The following is a 15,525-nucleotide window of genomic DNA, read 5'->3' on the forward strand; positions in this document are numbered from 1 at the left end:
GCCCATGAGCGCACACCTCTTCCGCCTTGCCCGGGCCACCGCGATCGCCTGCCTGCTGGCAACCGCCCTCGTCGCGGCCGGTTGCTCACGGAGTCACGTCACCATGCCCGCCACGCCCGCAAGCGCCCGCCCGTTGCCCGCCACCGGCTCGCACGAGGTGCGCACCGACCTGATGGTCGCCGACATGTACGCGCGCTACGGCGCCGCGTTCCGCGGCTTCAACGTGCAGTCCTACCTGCTCGACGGCGCCGACTGGTCCAGCGTCGAAGCCCATTACGCCGCCGCACTGCGGGACTGGAGCGCCGACGAGCGCTTCGGCCCGCGCAGCGGCAGGACACAGGGCCGGACCTGGGTCGACGGAGATCGCGTGCTGGTGGCCGAGATGTTCGACGCGGACGGCACGCCGGTTCTGCTGGTGGGCAGCAACGCCGGCGACGCAGGGCAGAGGTAGCAGCGCAGGGCGCGGGCCGCGAGCAGCCGGCCCATGGATCCTGCCGATGCTGCGATCGGCGACGTCTCTCTTGCAGCTTTTGGCGTCTTGCCCTGCTGCGGCATTGGCTCGTTCCCGGCGGTGCTTTGGCTCCTTCCCCCGCCTGCGGGGGAAGGCTGGGATGGGGGCGCTCGACGCAAGCGACGCCTCCGGAAGACCGCGCCGCCGGTCGCCCCACCCCGGCCCTCCCCCGCAGGCGGAGGGTGAGATATGAGGCCGACACGCGGCGCGACCTGCGGCGTCGGGTTAGGCCCCAGGTCAGGGAGCCACCGCACTTCGACTTCGGCTCGGATAAACAAGGCGGCACCATCGGCAACGCAGCCCCACGACCGCGTCGCGCGCATCCCCGTATGCTTGTCCGCCACCTGGATGGGACCGGCAGGAGGTGCAGCGATGGACTATCAACTCGTGGTCAAGTTCTGGCGCAAGTCGCTGGAGAGCGAGGACTTCCTGGCGACGATCGAGGACCAGCTGAGGGCGGCGCTGGGCGAGTCGGTGGAGCTGGACGGGTATGACGTCAGCCCGAAGGAGATCAACCTGTTCATGATGACGGCTGATCCGCGCCACTCGTTCCGCCGCGTCAGGGATGTGCTGGAGGGCCTGGGCATCCAGCATGGTGTCTCGGCGGCGTTCCGGCTGGTGGGCGGCGCGCAGTTCACGTCGATCTGGCCGGCGCGGCCGATGCGGAAGTTTTCTTTGCCGTAGGGGTCGGCGGATGCGCATGGAAGGACGGATTCGGATGGATCTGGCGGTGGTCGCGGCTGAAGCCGCTCCTACAGGTTGCGGGTGCAGGGCCGACCACGGGTTTTCCCCAATGTCGTGGCGCCGCGCGGCCGCGTAGCCTCATCGTCGGAAGGTGCCATACGGCGCCGCATGCATCCGACCCGCCATGTCGTTCGAGACGTTCCGGTTTCCGCCGTCGCTGCCACCGCCGGGTTTGCAGGGGCCGATCCTCGGGCCGCGCCCGGTCGATCCGGCAGATGTGCGCTTCGATGAGGCGCTGCTGTCGGCAGACCCGGCGGACGTGGAGTTTGCGCTGGACCGCGGCTCGGTGCGCATCCAGGACGAACGCGAGGGCCAGGGGAGCACCACGTGGTCAGCTTCGGGGGAGATGTTTGTCTCCGCGCCGGGCGCCGAGGCGCAGATGGTGCCGGTGCGCTTCGAGGCGACGATGCGCAACGAGGACGCCACTCCGGCCGGGATGCGCGCGCTCAATCCCTTCGACCCGGCCACGATCCCGCCGCGCACGCGCATCGAGGTGCATGGCCGCGACTACGCGGGCACGCCGATGGAGGCAAGCTTTCGCGCGCTGGCCGCGGCCAACGGACTGGCCTCGATCGAGGACCTGCGCCTGTCGCTGGAGATGACCGCCGACGGCGAGCTGCGGGTGATGACCGGCGCCCACCGGCTGTTCGATGCACCGCGCGATGGCGGGCCGGCCTCGTACCCGGCCGAACGCGAGGATTTCATCCGCCACACCGCGCTGCTCGACGATGCCGCGGGCATGGATCGCGCCGCCTACAGCCGCATGCTGCTCGACGGCACGCCGCCCGCGCAGACGGTGCGCATCGGCGAGGACGTGCAGGGTGGCACGATCACAGGCGTGGTGACCGAGACCGGCAGCGGCGAGTCCAACGAGGTGGTGTGGACACTCGACGACGCGGGCCGCCCGGCATCGGCGGACGCGGTGCTGACCTGGGAACCGGGCAGCGGCGGGCGCGATTCGGACCGCATCGAAGCCAATGCGCAGAGCCGCTTCCGCAGCGACAACGAGATGAAGGGCAGCGGTGACGACGTCGGCCACATGGTCGCCTACCGCTTCGCCAACGGGCACGGGCCGGTGAACATGTTCCCGCAGGAAAGCCACTTCAACCAGCGCGTGTTCGCGGGCATGGAGCAGGAGTGGTCGGACTGGCTGGCCACGGGCATGGAGGTGCACGTGGAGATGCGGCTGGAGGCGGGCAAGAGTGACAGCGCGCGGCCGGACCAGGTGCGCGTGGATTACGCGGTGATCGATCCGGCCAGCGGGAAGGCGGTCTATGATCCGCAGCTCATCGTCTTCGACAACGAGGCCGGCCAGGTGTTCGACCGCATCGCGCGCAGCGACATGGACGACATGATCGGAATGCGCTCTTGAACCGCCCCGATCGCGACACGCTGGTGCGTGGCATCGGCGAGCTGCTGCTGCGCGACATTGCCACCGCCGGACATGACCTGGACGGCTACGCGTTGATTGCCGACTACGCCGATGGCGCGCGCAGGCTCAGCGGATTCGGCTATCGCGACGGGCACGCGCCGGTAGCGGCGACGCCGAAGACCGAGGCCGACACGATCGGCGCGCGACTGGATGAACTGCGCGAGGCGACGCAGCTGGAAGGCCAGGCGCCATGGACGGTGTGCGTGGTGCAGCTGCAGCGCGCGGGTGGTCGCCTGCATGCTGACTTCGTGTACGAGGATGCGGAGCGCTGGCGGATTACGCCGGAAACGCTGGACGAGGTGGCGGAGCGCGCGCGGCCCGCGTGATGCGGTGGGGCGGAGGCGGGGCCCCTGACGCGCATCGTCGCTTCGTCCATCGCGGCTGAAGCCGCTCCTACATCGGCAAGCGCATCGTGATCTTCTGCGAGAGCGGTTTTGGGCGGCGATGGGTGCCGGCGGTCAACCCACCCGCTGCAGGTCGAACGCCTGCAGCGGTGCCGGGTCCAGCCACGGCAGCAGCCAGTGGTCGACCAGCAGGAAGGCGAACAGCGCCATCAGGTAGACCACCGAATAGTTGAAGACCTTCATCGCGAACAGTTCGTCCGGCGGGTCGAGCAGGCGCCAGGCATACCAGAGGAAGGCCAGGCCCAGCACCACCGCGCCGCCGAGGTAGAACAGGCCGCTCATGCCGATCGCCACCGGCAGCACGGTCACCACGCACAGCAGCACGGTGTAGAGCAGGATCTGCCAGCGCGTGTATTCCACGCCGTGGGTGACCGGCAGCATCGGCACCAGCGCGCGCGCGTAGTCGTCGCGGCGGAAGATCGCCAGCGCCCAGAAGTGCGGCGGCGTCCACACGAAGATGATCAGCACCAGCAGCAGCGCGTGCGCCCAGTCCCACTGGCCCTGCATGTTGGTCACCGCGGCCCAGCCCAGCAGCGGCGGCGCGGCGCCGGCGATGCCGCCGATCACGATGTTCTGCGGCGTGGCGCGCTTGAGGAAGCCGGTGTAGACGACGGCGTAGCCGATCAGCGAGGCGAAGGTGAGCGCGGCGGTGAGCGGATTGACCAGCGCGATCAGGAGCGTCATCGACAGCGCGCCCAGGCATACCGCGAACACCAGCACCTGCGATGGAGTGAGCGCGCCGGTGGCCAGGGGCCGATCGGCGGTGCGCACCATCACCTTGTCGATGCGCTGGTCGATCAGGTGGTTGATCGCGGCGGCGGATGCCGCCGCCAGCCAGATGCCGAGCAGGCCGAACACGCTTTCGCGCAGCGGCGGCAGCCCGGGCACGGCCAGGAACATGCCCACCAGCGCGGTGAACACGATCAGTGCGACCACGCGCGGCTTGGTCAGCGCCCAGTACTCGCGGTAGATCGAACGCGCGCGGCTCATCGTGGTTCCGGGCGGGTGCGGGCGATGGCCCGCGTGGCGTGTGGATGCATCGGTGTGCTCATGCCGTGGAGCCTAGCCCGGACGCCGCAGGCGCGCGAGCAGTGACACCAGCAGGAACAGCAGCAGCGCCGCGCCGCCGTTGTGCAGCACCGCCACCGGCAGCGGCAGCGACAGCTTGACGTTGAGCACGCCCAGCAGCACCTGCGCGATCGTCAGCAGCGCGAGTACCAGCGCCCAGGCGCGCAAGCCCGGCGTACGCATCGTCCGCCACGACAGCAGCAGCAACGTGGCCGCGGCCACCACCGCGAACAGGCGGTGCGCCATCTGGATGGCGATGCGCGAGGCACCGTCGAGCACGCCGCCCTCGTAGTCGGCGCCGACGCCGCGCCACAGCACGAAGCCTTCGCTGAAATCCGACGGCGGCCACCACTGGCCGACGCAGCGCGGGAAGTCCAGGTAGTGGTGCTGCTCCGTGGTCCAGCCACCGGCGCCGCAGGCCAGCGCGGCGTAGTTGGCGCTCACCCAGCCGCCGAGCGCGATCTGCACGCCCAGCACTGCGATCGCGGCCAGCAGCCAGCGCCGCAGCACTGTGGCATCGACCAGCACGACCGGCAGGTGGGTGGCGCGCCACGCCATCCAGGTCAGCAGCGAGAAGGTGAGCATGCCGCCAAGCAGGTGGCCCATCACGATGACCGGCTTGAGCAGCATGGTCACCGTCCATTTGCCCAGCAGCGCCTGGAAGACCACCACCGCCAGGGTGAGCGCACCGACGCGCGCCATGTCCACGTTCGACCAGCGCAGCGCGGCGACCAGCAGCAGGCCTTCGCCCAGCGCGGCCACGGCCAGCGCAGGCACGATGTGGCCCTGCATGTAGAGCGGGATCGCTGCGGCCACCAGCAGCGATGCACCCAGCACCAGCGCCAGGCCGTGTCGGCGGCGGCGCACGGCCAGCAGCGCAAGGGCCAGCACCAGCACGCCCAGCGTGGCGGCCAGGTGGCGGTGGACCTGCTCGCGCCAGGCCTTGTGGGTCTCGAACGGGCGGATCGCGCTGGCGGCGTGGTCGCTCACGTCCTGCGCGGCCTGCGGCCAGGCGGCGCGGCCATAGCAGGTCGGCCAGTCCGGGCAGCTCAGGCCCGCATCGGACAGGCGCACGAAGGCACCGAACACGATCACGCCAAGCGTGAGCGCGACGGCGAGCCAGGCGATCCGGTGGAAGTGCCGGTGGACCTGCGGACGCGAAGGAGTGGAGGCAGGAGGCTTCATCGCAGCTTGAGCAGGCGAGCCACGTCCGCGCGCAGGTGGCCCGGATCGAAGCCGGGAGCGTAGCGCAGGATCACGAAGCCGTTCGGGTCGATCACGTAGACGGGGGTGCCCGCGGGATCCTGGTGGCGCGGCAGCGCGTCGAGCAGGGCGGGTGCGGGCGCGAGCTCGTGCCAGGCCGCGTTGCGCTGCACGCCGGCCGGCGGCGTGCCGATCCAGAGGATGTGCACGTGGTCGGCGCGATGCGTGAACAGCTGCCACACCGTGTCCAGCTGCTGCGAGAGCTGTACGCACTCGCTGGCACAGCCGGCGGCCGGCGCAAGCGCGATGCGCCAGGTGCGCTCGGTCGGGTTCCACACATAGTCGCCGCCTTCGCGCAGGGCGGGCACGACCTGGCGCAGGTCGCCCGGCGGGTCGAGCAGTTCGCCGTGGTTCTTCATGCCGTGCGGGCGCCAGCCCGAGAAGCGCAGCGCGCCGGCAACGATCGCGCTGCCCAGGAACAGGACCACCACCAGGATCAGCATGCCGCGGTTGCGGCCGCGCTGCTGCGGGGAAACGGGAGCATTCATCGGCGGAACCGGAAGGTCAGGACAAGGGCGGTGACAAGCACGGCCACGGCCAGCCCGAACCACTGCACGGCGTAGCCCAGGTGCTTCTGCGGCGGCAGGGTGTTGGGCAGCACGTCGAGGTCGCGCGCATGGCCGAGCGGGAGGTCGGGATCGAGCTTGAGTACGCGCGGCGGCAAGACATCCAGGCCCAGCAGGGCGGGCAGGCCGGGCGCGTCCAGGCGCACCGCCAGCACGTCGCCGGCCGGGGTGGCCGCGGACAAGCCCTTGGCCAGGCCAGCCGATGGCGGCGGTGCCAGCAGGCCGCGGATGCGCTGCCGGCCTTCGATCGGCTCGGGCTGCGGCATCGCGCGGTCACCGGGCAGCGGCAGCCAGCCCAGTTCGACCAGCAGCGGGGCGCCGCCGGTGGGCGCGAAGACGCGGTAGACGCGCACGCCCGGACGTCCCTCGCGCTGCTGGTTGTCGAGCAGGACCGCGGGCGCGGCGAGGAAACTGCCTTCGCCCTGGGCCCAGTCGAAATCGCGCGCACGAGCGGGATCGGCGGCGGCGGCCAGCGGCAGCGGCTGGCGCTGCTCGAGCGTCGCCGCCACCTGGTCGAGCATCGCCTGCTTCTGGTCCATGCGCCCCAGCTGCCAGCGCCCCAGTGCGGCGAACAGCGCCATCACCAGCAGCGCCAGCGCCCAGCCCAGCAGCCGCGTGTGGCTTGCGCTCACTCGCGCCACGACAGGGCCTGCGATAATGGCGGCGACCGGCGCGCGTTGCGCCGTGGAACACGGCAATGAACGATTCGCTCAAGATCCTGGTGGTGGTCGGCTTCCTGGCCCTGATCCTGTGGAACCTCGGCGCCGGGCTGTACTACATGCTGACCGACAAGGGCCAGAGCAAGCGCACCGTCAACGCGCTGACCAAGCGCATCGCGCTGTCGATCGCGCTGATCCTGCTGGTGGTGCTGGCCAACTACATGGGCTGGATCGAGTTCCACGGCGTGGGACGGAATCCGAACTCCTGAAGATCCCGGACGGCGGGCGCGCCCGGGCGGCAGGTTTGCGCGGTTCGAAAAAGCGGAAAGCGCCGGCATGCCGGCGCCCTGCCCTGTCGGATCCGGTGGTGAGTGCCTTGCCGAATTCCCGATCCCGATACGCCTCATGACAGCCGCAGGCTGGTCATTGCGCAGCCTGTCGTCAAAGCACGTAGATGAACAGGAACAGGCCCAGCCACACCACGTCGACGAAGTGCCAGTACCAGGCCACCGCTTCGAAGGCGAAGTGGTTTTCCTTGCTGAAGTGGCCCTTGGCGCAGCGCAGCCACATGATCGCCAGCATGATCGTGCCCAGGGTGACGTGGGCGCCGTGGAAGCCGGTAAGCATGAAGAAGGTCGAGCCGTAGATCCCCGAACCCATCGTCAGGTTGAGGTCGCGGTAGGCGTGGACGTATTCCTCGATCTGGAAGAACAGGAACAGGCAGCCCAGCAGCACGGTCAGGCCCAGGAACACCAGCAGCTTGGTCCGCTGCCCGGCACGCAGGGCGTGGTGGGCAATGGTCACGGTGACGCCGGAGGTCAGCAGGATCAGCGTGTTGAGCAGCGGCAGGCCCCAGGCCGGGATGGTCTGGAACTGTCCGCCCACGCCGGCCGGGCCGCTGCTCGGCCAGGCCGAGCTGAAGCCTTCCCACAGCAGGTAGTTGGTCGCCACGCCCTGGCCGGAGCCGCCCAGCCACGGCAGCGCGAACTGGCGGGCATAGAACAGCGCGCCGAAGAAGGCGGCGAAGAACATCACTTCCGAGAAGATGAACCACACCATCCCCAGCCGGAACGAAACGTCGACCTGCTTGTTGTAGTAGCCCGACACCGATTCGAGGATCACGTCGGCGAACCACTTGAACAGGATGAAGGCCAGGCTGGACACGCCGACGAAGAACACCGCGCGGCCCCCGCTGATCTCGCTGAACCAGCTGGCCAGTCCGATCATGGTCAGGAACAGCGCCATCGACGCGAACAGCGGCCACTTGCTGTGGTGCGGCACGAAGTACGCGATCGGGTCGCTGCCGTGATCGGCTGTGGTGTCAGCGGGGGCCTGGGCCATGGCGAAAAGTCCGGATAGCGGTGGGTCAGGGTGCCGAATGCGGCACGGTGGACGATGGCGCGGCCGCAAGGCGGTCGGTGAGCACATCGTTCTTGAAGAAGGTGTAGGACAGGGTGATCGTGTGGACGTCGCGCGGCAGCGCCGGGTCGATGATGAAGCGCACCGGCAGGTCGCGCGTCTCGCCCGCCTGCAGGGTCTGCGCGGTGAAGCAGAAGCACTCGGTCTTGCTGAAGTAGCCCGACGCCCGCGCCGGCGCCACCGACGGCGTCGCGCTGCCGACGACGGCGCTCTGGCTGGCGTTGTGGGCGGCGTAGGTGGCCTCGTACTGCTCGCCCACGCGCACGCGCATGCGCGCGGCGTTCGGGCGGAAGCCCCAGGGCAGCTTCGAGTTGACCGAACCGTCGAACTCGACCGTCACCCAGCGGTCGACCGGCACCGCCGAGGTGATCGCCGAAGCGTCGGCGGCGCTGTTGTCCAGGCGGATGCCGAACACCTTCTCGCAGGCGAGGCGGTACAGCGGCACCAGCGAAAAGGTGAAGGCGAATGCGCCCAGCGAGATCCCCAGCAGCTTGAGGATGCCCTTGTTGGACACGTTGCCGCGCGGCGCGCTCATCGTCCGATCACTCCCGAGGCGATGAAGGCGGCGTAGATCGCGAACGCGATGGCGCCAAACAGCAGCGCCGTGCGCACGACGCGGCGGCGGCGCGCGGCTTCATCGGTGGGTCGTTCGGGGCCGTTCATCACCAGCATCTCAATGGCTGATGTCGCCGTGCGCCAGGTCGCCGTCGCGGATCACCGGCGGCGTGGCGAAGGTGTGGTGCGGGGCCGGCGAGGGCACCGTCCACTCCAGGCCGCGCGCCGACTCCCACGGGCGCGCCGGGGCAATCGCGCCCTTCTTCAGCGAGTGGAACAGGATGCCGAACATCAGGAACGGCGTGACGAACATGCCGAATGCGCCGATCGAGCTGACCAGGTTCCAGTCCGCGAACACCACGTTGTAGTCCGGGATGCGGCGCGGCATGCCGGCCAGGCCCAGGAAGTGCTGCGGGAAGAACAGCAGGTTGACGAACACCATCGTCCACCAGAAGTGGAACTTGCCCCAGGCTTCGTTGTACATGCGCCCGCTCCACTTCGGCCACCAGTAGTAGGCCGCGGCGATGATGCCGAACAGCGCGCCGGTCACCAGCACGTAGTGGAAGTGCGCGACCACGAAGTAGGTGTCGTGGTACTGGAAGTCGGCAGGCACGATCGCCAGCATCAGGCCGGAGAAGCCGCCGATGGAGAACAGGACCACGAACGCGATCGACCACAGCATCGGGGTCTCGAAGCTGATCGAGCCGCGCCACATCGTCGACGCCCAGTTGAAGATCTTCACCCCGGTCGGGATCGCGATCAGCATGGTCGCGAACATGAAGTAGATTTCGCCGCCCAGCGGCATGCCCACCGTGAACATGTGGTGCGCCCACACGATGAACGACAGGAACGCGATCGCGGCGGTGGCGTAGACCATCGCCTGGTAGCCGAACAGCGGCTTGCGGCTGAAGGTCGGGATGATCTCGCTGACGATGCCGAACGCCGGCAGGATCATGATGTAGACCTCGGGATGCCCGAAGAACCAGAAGATGTGCTGGTACATCACCGGGTCGCCGCCGCCGGCCGCGTTGAAGAACGAGGTGGCGAAGAACTTGTCGGTCAGCAGCATCGTCACCGCGCCGGCCAGCACCGGCATCACCGCGATCAGCAGGAACGCGGTGATCAACCAGGTCCAGCAGAAGATCGGCATCTTCAGCAGGTCGATCCCGGGGGCGCGCATGTTGAGGATGGTGGCGATCACGTTGATCGCGCCCATGATCGAGCTGATGCCCATCATGTGGATGGCGAAGATGGTGAACGCCACGTTGTGGCCGCCCTGCAGCGACAGCGGCGGATACAGCGTCCAGCCGCCCGCCGGACCGCCGCCGGGCAGGAACAGGGTCATCAGCAGCATCGCGAAGGCGAACGGCAGGATCCAGAACGACCAGTTGTTCAGCCGCGGCAGCGCCATGTCCGGCGCGCCGATCTGCAGCGGGATCATCCAGTTGGCCAGGCCGACGAAGGCCGGCATCACGCCGCCGAAGATCATCACCAGCGCGTGCATCGACGTCATCTGGTTGAAGAAGTGCGGGCTGACGTGCTGCAGGCCCGGCACCGCCAGCTCGGCGCGGATCACCACGCTCATCGCCGCGCCGATGATGAACATCGTGAAGGAGAACAGCAGGTAGAGCGTGCCGATGTCCTTGTGGTTCGTGGAGAAGAACCAGCGGTCGACGAAGGACTGCTTGTGGCCGTGGTCGTCGTGGTCGACGTGCCCGTGGGGCGCGGCGGCGGGGATCGTGTGCGTGGACATAGGGCGGTCTTGCCTTCGGTATTCGATCAGCCGGCGCTGGCGGCGTCGGCGGGAGCGGCGGCGGGCGCCTGCGGGGCGGCGGGCTCTTCGCCCTGCTGCACGTCATCGACCATGTCGGGATCGACCGAGCGCGGCGCGGTGCCGTCGCCGCCCTCGGGCACCTGCGAGGGTTCGGCCGGGGCCTGGCCCGCGGCCTTCTGCGCGGCCAGCCACTGCGCGAACTCTTCCTTCGGCACGGCCTTGACCACGATCGGCATGAAGCCATGGTCCTTGCCGCACAGCTCGGCGCACTGGCCGCGGTAGATGCCTGGCTCGAAGATTTCGGTCCAGGCCTCGTTGATGATCCCGGGGATGGCGTCCTGCTTCCAACCCAGCGCCGGCACCCACCAGGAGTGGATCACGTCGTCGGCGGTGATCACGAAGCGGATCTTGGTGTCGACCGGGACGACGAGCGGGTTGTCGACGTCCAGCAGGTAGGCCGGATGCGCGTCGAGCTCGGCGCGGGTGGTGTTGCGGTTCTGGCGCAGGCGGTCGCTCTCGCGATCGAGGCGACTGGTGATCTCCACATCCTCGCCCAGGTACTCGTACTTCCACAGCCACTGGACGCCGGTGACCTTGACGGTCATCTCCGACTCGCGGGTGTCGTACATCGCGATCAGCTTGGCGGTGGCCGGTACGGCCATGATCACCAGCAGGATCACCGGGATCACGGTCCACAGGACTTCGAGCTTGGTGCTGTGGGTAAAGCTGGTGTCCGGCACCGCGCCCTTGGAATGGCGGAACTTGAACATCGCGTAGCCCATGGCGATGAACACCACGGCGCCGATGGCCAGGCAGACCCAGAACGCCAGCATGTGCGCCTCGTAGGCGTTTTGCGCCGACGCGGTCACGCCGCGACCCATGTTCAGCTGCCAGCGCTTCGGGTCCGCCGCCATCGCCGCAAGCGGCAACGACGCCAGAACTGCCAATCCCCACCGCGAAAAACGCGCCTGCCTCATGCCTGGACCCCAAATGTCATCGATCGCGGCCTCCCGGCCGCCAGCGAACTGGTAATGAATCGCCGCGGTCGGCCTCGTATCCGGACGGGCGCGCCACGCGATACCGCGTTGCAACGACGCGCATCCGCCTGTGCGAACGCGCGATAACTGCCGAATGGTAGCGGCCGCAGCGCTAGAGGGGCAAGCCGACCGTGCGCAGGTGTGCGGAAAATGGCCCGGCCTCGGGGCGCCGACGGCCGACCGCGCGGCGGCGCGGACCCCGGATCATCGTCGGCTTCACGCGACATCGCGCCGCAGCCCGCGCCACGTCGTGCCCTGCGTCCCCGCCTGCGCGCGTGCATGTCGCGGGGCCGCCCGCGCAGGGTGGTTCGACGTCCCCGCACCGCCTTGCCGGCCCCAGCCGGGGCGGTCCACGCCCTCACGCGCCGATTTGCGCAGGTTTGTGCCGGCGCAGGCGCGTGGGCCGCGGGAAACGTTCAATCCGCGCCGGCATGACGGGGCGAGAATGGCGTTCTTCCCGCGCATCGTGCCCGCTCCCGGGCCGCGGCGCCCTGCCTTGGCCCTGCCGATGAATACACCGCCTGTCCCCTCCGCCTCCCCGGCCGCCGCCGATGTTCCGGCGCTGCGCGCCGCGATCACCGCCGCCTGGGCGCTCGACGAGGCCAGCCACGTTGGCGGCATGCTCGCCGTCGCCCGCCAGCCCGCTGCCGGCTGGAGCGAGGCCGATCGCGCCGCGGTGCGCGCCACCGCCACCGACCTGGTGCAGCGGGTGCGCAAGCGCGCCACCGACCAGGGCGCGATCGAGGCCTTCATGCGGCAGTACGATCTGGGCAGCGAGGAAGGCGTGCTGCTGATGTGCGTGGCCGAGGCACTGCTGCGCATTCCAGACGAGGACACCGCCGACCGCCTGATCCGCGACAAGCTCGGCGATGCGGACTGGAAGCGGCATATGGGCCGCTCCGACTCCGTGCTGGTCAACGCCTCGACCTGGGGACTGATGCTGACCGGCCACCTGGTCGACCTGGCCGACGACACCAAGCGCGACGTGCACGGCGCCTTCAAGCGCCTGGTCGGACGCGTCGGCGAGCCGGTGATCCGGCTGGCGGTGCGCCAGGCGATGCGGATCATGGGCCACCAGTTCGTGATGGGGCGCAGCATCGGCGAGGCGCTGGCGCGCTCGCGCAAGGGCGCCAATGCCGCCTACCGCTACTCGTTCGACATGCTGGGCGAGGCGGCGCTGACCGCGCGCGATGCTGACCGCTATCTCAAGGCCTATGGCGACGCGATCGACGCGATCGGCAGGACCGGGCCATTCGTCGACGCCATCACCGCACCCTCGATCTCGGTCAAGCTCTCGGCCCTGCATCCGCGCTACGAGCACGCCAAGCGTGAGCGCGTGCTGGCCGAGCTGGCGCCGCGGCTGCTGCAGCTGGCGCGCCAGGCCCGTGGCCACAACATCGGCCTGACCGTGGATGCGGAAGAAGCCGACCGCCTGGAGCTGTCGCTGGACGTGATCGAAGCGGCGTGGACCGACGTCTCGCTCGAGGGCTGGGACGGCTTCGGCATCGTGGTCCAGGCCTACCAGAAGCGCGCGCCGTTCGTGATCGACTGGGTCGCCGCGCTGGCCCGTCGCCATGGCCGCCGCATCCCGGTGCGGCTGGTCAAGGGCGCGTACTGGGACAGCGAGGTCAAGCGCGCACAGGTCGACGGCCATGCGAGCTACCCGGTGTTCACCCGCAAGCCCAACACCGACGTCAGCTACCTGGCCACCGCGGCGCGGCTGCTGTCGGGCACCGACGCGATCTATCCGATGTTCGCCACGCACAACGCGCAGACGATCGCGGCGATCCATCGCATGGCGCAGGCGCTGCTGCCTGCTTCGCTGCCCTCCTCCGCCTTGCTCCCTTCCCCCGCTCGCGGGGGAAGGGTTGGGGGTGGGGGCGTGTCGGGTGCGTCGCGACCTGAAGTGCCCCCATCCGCCCCTTCGGGGCGACTTCCCCCGCAGGCGGGGGAAGTGCCGACACATCGTTTTGAATTCCAGAAGCTGCACGGCATGGGCGACGACCTCTACGCCGAGGTGATCCCGGCCGACCGGCTCGACGTGCCCTGCCGCGTGTACGCGCCGGTGGGCTCGCACGAGGACCTGCTGCCCTACCTGGTGCGGCGCCTGCTGGAGAACGGCGCCAACTCCAGCTTCGTCAACCGGATCAGCGACGAAGATGTTTCGATCGACGATCTTGTGCGCGACCCGGTCGAGGTCGTGTCCGGCTTCGACGCCATTCCGCATCCCCGCATCCCGCTGCCGGTCGATCTGTATCGCAGCTTCGGCATTGAAAGGAGCAACTCCATGGGCGTGAACCTCGCCGACGACGACCAGCTGCGCAGCCTGGCCGCGCAGATCGATGCCGCGGCCGCCGACTGGCGCGCCGGCCCGCTGGTGCCGGGCGCGCAGGTGTCCGGCCCCGAAATCACCGTGACCAACCCGGCCGACCGGCGCCAGCGCGTGGGCCAGTGGCAGGCCGCCGATGCCGCCACCGTCGAGCGCGCGCTGGCCAATGCCGTAGCCGCGCAGCCGGGCTGGGACGCGACGCCGGCCGCCTCGCGCGCGACGATCCTGGAACACGCGGCCGACCTGCTCGAGCAGCGCATGCCGCAGTACATCGCGCTGTGCACCAGGGAAGCGGGCAAGACCATTCCCGACGGCGTGGCCGAGGTGCGCGAGGCGGTCGACTTCCTGCGCTACTACGCCGCCCAGGCGCGTCAGCTGTTCACGCCCGAGGCGCTGCCCGGCCCGACCGGCGAATCCAACACCCTGCAGCTGGGCGGGCGCGGCGTGTTCGTCTGCATCAGCCCCTGGAACTTCCCGCTGGCGATCTTCGCCGGCCAGGTCGCCGCGGCGCTGGCCGCCGGCAACGCGGTGATCGCCAAGCCGGCCGAGCAGACCAACCTGGTCGGCTGGCACGCGGTGACATTGCTACACGAGGCCGGGATTCCGGCGCAGGTGCTGCAGTTCGTGCCCGGCGACGGCGCCACCGTGGGCGCGGCGCTGACCTCCGATCCGCGCGTGGCCGGCGTGGCCTTCACCGGCTCGACCGACACCGCGCGCGCGATCAACCGCGCCATGGCCGCGCGCGATGCCGCGATCGGCGTGCTGATCGCGGAAACCGGCGGCCAGAACGCGCTGATCGCCGACTCGTCCGCGCTGCCCGAGCAACTGGTCAAGGACGCGCTGGCCTCGGCCTTCACCTCGGCCGGCCAGCGCTGCTCGGCCGCACGCGTGCTGTTCGTGCAGGCCGATATCGCCGACAAGGTGATCGAGATGATCGGCGGCGCGATGGCCGAGCTCAGCGTCGGCGACCCGGCGCTGCTGTCGACCGACGTCGGCCCGGTGATCGACACCGATGCCAAGTGCCAGCTCGACGAGCACGCCGGCCGCATGCAGGCCCAGGCGCGCCTGATCGCCGAGGCCCCGCTGGGCGCCGGCACCGGACACGGCACCTTCTTCGCGCCGCGCGCCTGGGAGCTGGACTCGCTCTCGCAGCTGACCCGCGAGAACTTCGGTCCGGCCCTGCACGTGATCCGCTGGAAGGCCAGCGAGCTCGACGCAGTGGTCGACGCGATCAACGCCACCGGCTTCGGCCTGACCCTGGGCATCCACTCGCGCATCGACCAGACGGTCGAGCGCATCGTGCAGCGCGCGAAGGTGGGCAATGTCTACGTCAACCGCAACCAGATCGGCGCGGTGGTCGGCGTGCAGCCCTTCGGCGGCCAGAACCAGTCCGGCACCGGCCCCAAGGCCGGCGGCCCGCACTACCTGCCGCGCTTCGCCACCGAGAAGACGGTGACCATCAACACCACCGCCGCCGGCGGCAACGCCTCGTTGCTGACGTTGGGTGAGTAGCTGCCGCTTGCGCGGCACTGCCGCGCGCAGCTACGAACGCCCGCTGCGCTGCAGCGGGCCGGACGCTTGGCGCGTTCAAGGAGCACGGCTGCGTACGCCTACGAACGCCCGGCGCGCTGCGCCGGGCCGGACGCTTGGCGCGTTCACTAGGCACTGCCGCGCGAACGTCCGTCACGGCTGACTGCGCGCCACACCGCAAAAAAAGGTTCTTCTCCCATTCGAGGGGACTCGGCCGGATTGCAACCTCTAGAT

Annotated in this window: 15 protein-coding genes; 6 read left to right on the forward strand and 9 right to left on the reverse strand. The window is 69.6% G+C overall.

The features are described from left to right. Positions 1-4 precede the first annotated feature (4 nt). From ACW5EG_RS13960 to ACW5EG_RS13975, 4 genes are all read left to right on the forward strand, one after another. On the forward strand, positions 5-451 hold the full coding sequence (locus ACW5EG_RS13960) for a hypothetical protein (protein ID WP_457021945.1): 447 nt from the start codon (positions 5-7) through the stop codon (positions 449-451). A 432-nt stretch (positions 452-883) separates the two neighbouring features. Continuing rightward, positions 884-1,195: a hypothetical protein gene (locus ACW5EG_RS13965; RefSeq protein ID WP_457021947.1), complete on the forward strand. Its 312-nt coding sequence runs from the start codon at positions 884-886 to the stop codon at positions 1,193-1,195. A 184-nt stretch (positions 1,196-1,379) separates the two neighbouring features. After that, positions 1,380-2,627 carry a DNA/RNA non-specific endonuclease gene (locus ACW5EG_RS13970; RefSeq protein ID WP_457019006.1) on the forward strand — a complete coding sequence of 416 codons (1,248 nt, stop codon included), beginning with the start codon at positions 1,380-1,382 and terminating at the stop codon, positions 2,625-2,627. Further along, positions 2,624-3,013 carry a hypothetical protein gene (locus tag ACW5EG_RS13975; RefSeq protein ID WP_457019007.1) on the forward strand — a complete coding sequence of 130 codons (390 nt, stop codon included), beginning with the start codon at positions 2,624-2,626 and terminating at the stop codon, positions 3,011-3,013. The genes ACW5EG_RS13970 and ACW5EG_RS13975 overlap by 4 nt, the downstream gene beginning before the upstream one ends. Positions 3,014-3,145: 132 nt before the next feature. On the opposite strand, the gene cyoE is transcribed toward ACW5EG_RS13975, so the two are convergent. The 4 genes from cyoE to ACW5EG_RS13995 all read right to left on the reverse strand — a co-directional run bounded on the left by cyoE (position 3,146) and on the right by ACW5EG_RS13995 (position 6,620). Next, the gene (gene cyoE / locus ACW5EG_RS13980; RefSeq protein ID WP_457019009.1) at positions 3,146-4,081 is read right to left on the reverse strand and encodes a heme o synthase; all 936 of its coding nucleotides are present in this window, start codon (positions 4,079-4,081) and stop codon (positions 3,146-3,148) included. Positions 4,082-4,153: 72 nt separating this feature from the next. After that, the gene (locus ACW5EG_RS13985; RefSeq protein WP_457021949.1) at positions 4,154-5,344 is read right to left on the reverse strand and encodes a COX15/CtaA family protein; all 1,191 of its coding nucleotides are present in this window, start codon (positions 5,342-5,344) and stop codon (positions 4,154-4,156) included. Then, complete coding sequence (locus ACW5EG_RS13990) at positions 5,341-5,910, reverse strand: hypothetical protein (protein ID WP_457019011.1); 570 nt, start codon at positions 5,908-5,910, stop codon at positions 5,341-5,343. The genes ACW5EG_RS13985 and ACW5EG_RS13990 overlap by 4 nt, the downstream gene beginning before the upstream one ends. Beyond that, positions 5,907-6,620: an SURF1 family protein gene (locus tag ACW5EG_RS13995; protein WP_457021951.1), complete on the reverse strand. Its 714-nt coding sequence runs from the start codon at positions 6,618-6,620 to the stop codon at positions 5,907-5,909. Before ACW5EG_RS13995 ends, ACW5EG_RS13990 begins: the two co-directional genes overlap by 4 nt. A gap of 65 nt (positions 6,621-6,685) precedes the next feature. Between ACW5EG_RS13995 and ACW5EG_RS14000 the strand changes: the two genes are divergently transcribed. Next, positions 6,686-6,916: a twin transmembrane helix small protein gene (locus ACW5EG_RS14000; RefSeq protein ID WP_457019013.1), complete on the forward strand. Its 231-nt coding sequence runs from the start codon at positions 6,686-6,688 to the stop codon at positions 6,914-6,916. Positions 6,917-7,088: 172 nt separating this feature from the next. On the opposite strand, the gene ACW5EG_RS14005 is transcribed toward ACW5EG_RS14000, so the two are convergent. From ACW5EG_RS14005 to coxB, 5 genes are read right to left on the reverse strand one after another with little or no spacing between them, the layout of a single operon-like run. Further along, positions 7,089-7,988, reverse strand: a complete 900-nt coding sequence (locus ACW5EG_RS14005) for a cytochrome c oxidase subunit 3 (RefSeq protein ID WP_457019014.1) — start codon at positions 7,986-7,988, stop codon at positions 7,089-7,091. A gap of 25 nt (positions 7,989-8,013) precedes the next feature. Then, a complete protein-coding gene (locus ACW5EG_RS14010) occupies positions 8,014-8,601 on the reverse strand; it encodes a cytochrome c oxidase assembly protein (protein WP_457019016.1) in 588 nt (195 codons plus the stop codon). Beyond that, a complete protein-coding gene (locus tag ACW5EG_RS14015; RefSeq protein ID WP_457019276.1) occupies positions 8,598-8,738 on the reverse strand; it encodes a hypothetical protein in 141 nt (46 codons plus the stop codon). Before ACW5EG_RS14015 ends, ACW5EG_RS14010 begins: the two co-directional genes overlap by 4 nt. A gap of 1 nt (position 8,739) precedes the next feature. After that, positions 8,740-10,374, reverse strand: coding sequence for a cytochrome c oxidase subunit I (gene ctaD, locus ACW5EG_RS14020; RefSeq protein ID WP_457019017.1), 1,635 nt, complete (start codon positions 10,372-10,374; stop codon positions 8,740-8,742). Positions 10,375-10,400: 26 nt separating this feature from the next. Beyond that, positions 10,401-11,372 carry a cytochrome c oxidase subunit II gene (coxB, locus tag ACW5EG_RS14025; protein ID WP_457019018.1) on the reverse strand — a complete coding sequence of 324 codons (972 nt, stop codon included), beginning with the start codon at positions 11,370-11,372 and terminating at the stop codon, positions 10,401-10,403. 568 nt (positions 11,373-11,940) lie between these two features. Between coxB and putA the strand changes: the two genes are divergently transcribed. After that, entirely contained in the window at positions 11,941-15,273 is a 3,333-nt protein-coding gene (putA, locus tag ACW5EG_RS14030; protein WP_457021953.1) for a bifunctional proline dehydrogenase/L-glutamate gamma-semialdehyde dehydrogenase PutA, read from the forward strand. Positions 15,274-15,525: the final 252 nt, after the last annotated feature.

Source organism: Luteimonas sp. A611 (assembly GCF_054072715.1).

Bases quoted from the DNA above. Each gene is read 5' to 3' on its own strand.
- ACW5EG_RS13960 (WP_457021945.1), top strand. From the start codon at position 5: ATGAGCGCACACCTCTTCCGCCTTGCCCGGGCCACCGCGATCGCCTGC.
- ACW5EG_RS13965 (WP_457021947.1), top strand. From the start codon at position 884: ATGGACTATCAACTCGTGGTCAAGTTCTGGCGCAAGTCGCTGGAGAGC.
- ACW5EG_RS13970 (WP_457019006.1), top strand. From the start codon at position 1,380: ATGTCGTTCGAGACGTTCCGGTTTCCGCCGTCGCTGCCACCGCCGGGT.
- cyoE (WP_457019009.1), bottom strand. From the start codon at position 4,081: ATGAGCCGCGCGCGTTCGATCTACCGCGAGTACTGGGCGCTGACCAAG.
- ACW5EG_RS13985 (WP_457021949.1), bottom strand. From the start codon at position 5,344: ATGAAGCCTCCTGCCTCCACTCCTTCGCGTCCGCAGGTCCACCGGCAC.
- ACW5EG_RS13990 (WP_457019011.1), bottom strand. From the start codon at position 5,910: ATGAATGCTCCCGTTTCCCCGCAGCAGCGCGGCCGCAACCGCGGCATG.
- ACW5EG_RS14000 (WP_457019013.1), top strand. From the start codon at position 6,686: ATGAACGATTCGCTCAAGATCCTGGTGGTGGTCGGCTTCCTGGCCCTG.
- ACW5EG_RS14005 (WP_457019014.1), bottom strand. From the start codon at position 7,988: ATGGCCCAGGCCCCCGCTGACACCACAGCCGATCACGGCAGCGACCCG.
- ACW5EG_RS14010 (WP_457019016.1), bottom strand. From the start codon at position 8,601: ATGAGCGCGCCGCGCGGCAACGTGTCCAACAAGGGCATCCTCAAGCTG.
- ACW5EG_RS14015 (WP_457019276.1), bottom strand. From the start codon at position 8,738: ATGCTGGTGATGAACGGCCCCGAACGACCCACCGATGAAGCCGCGCGC.
- ctaD (WP_457019017.1), bottom strand. From the start codon at position 10,374: ATGTCCACGCACACGATCCCCGCCGCCGCGCCCCACGGGCACGTCGAC.
- coxB (WP_457019018.1), bottom strand. From the start codon at position 11,372: ATGAGGCAGGCGCGTTTTTCGCGGTGGGGATTGGCAGTTCTGGCGTCG.
- putA (WP_457021953.1), top strand. From the start codon at position 11,941: ATGAATACACCGCCTGTCCCCTCCGCCTCCCCGGCCGCCGCCGATGTT.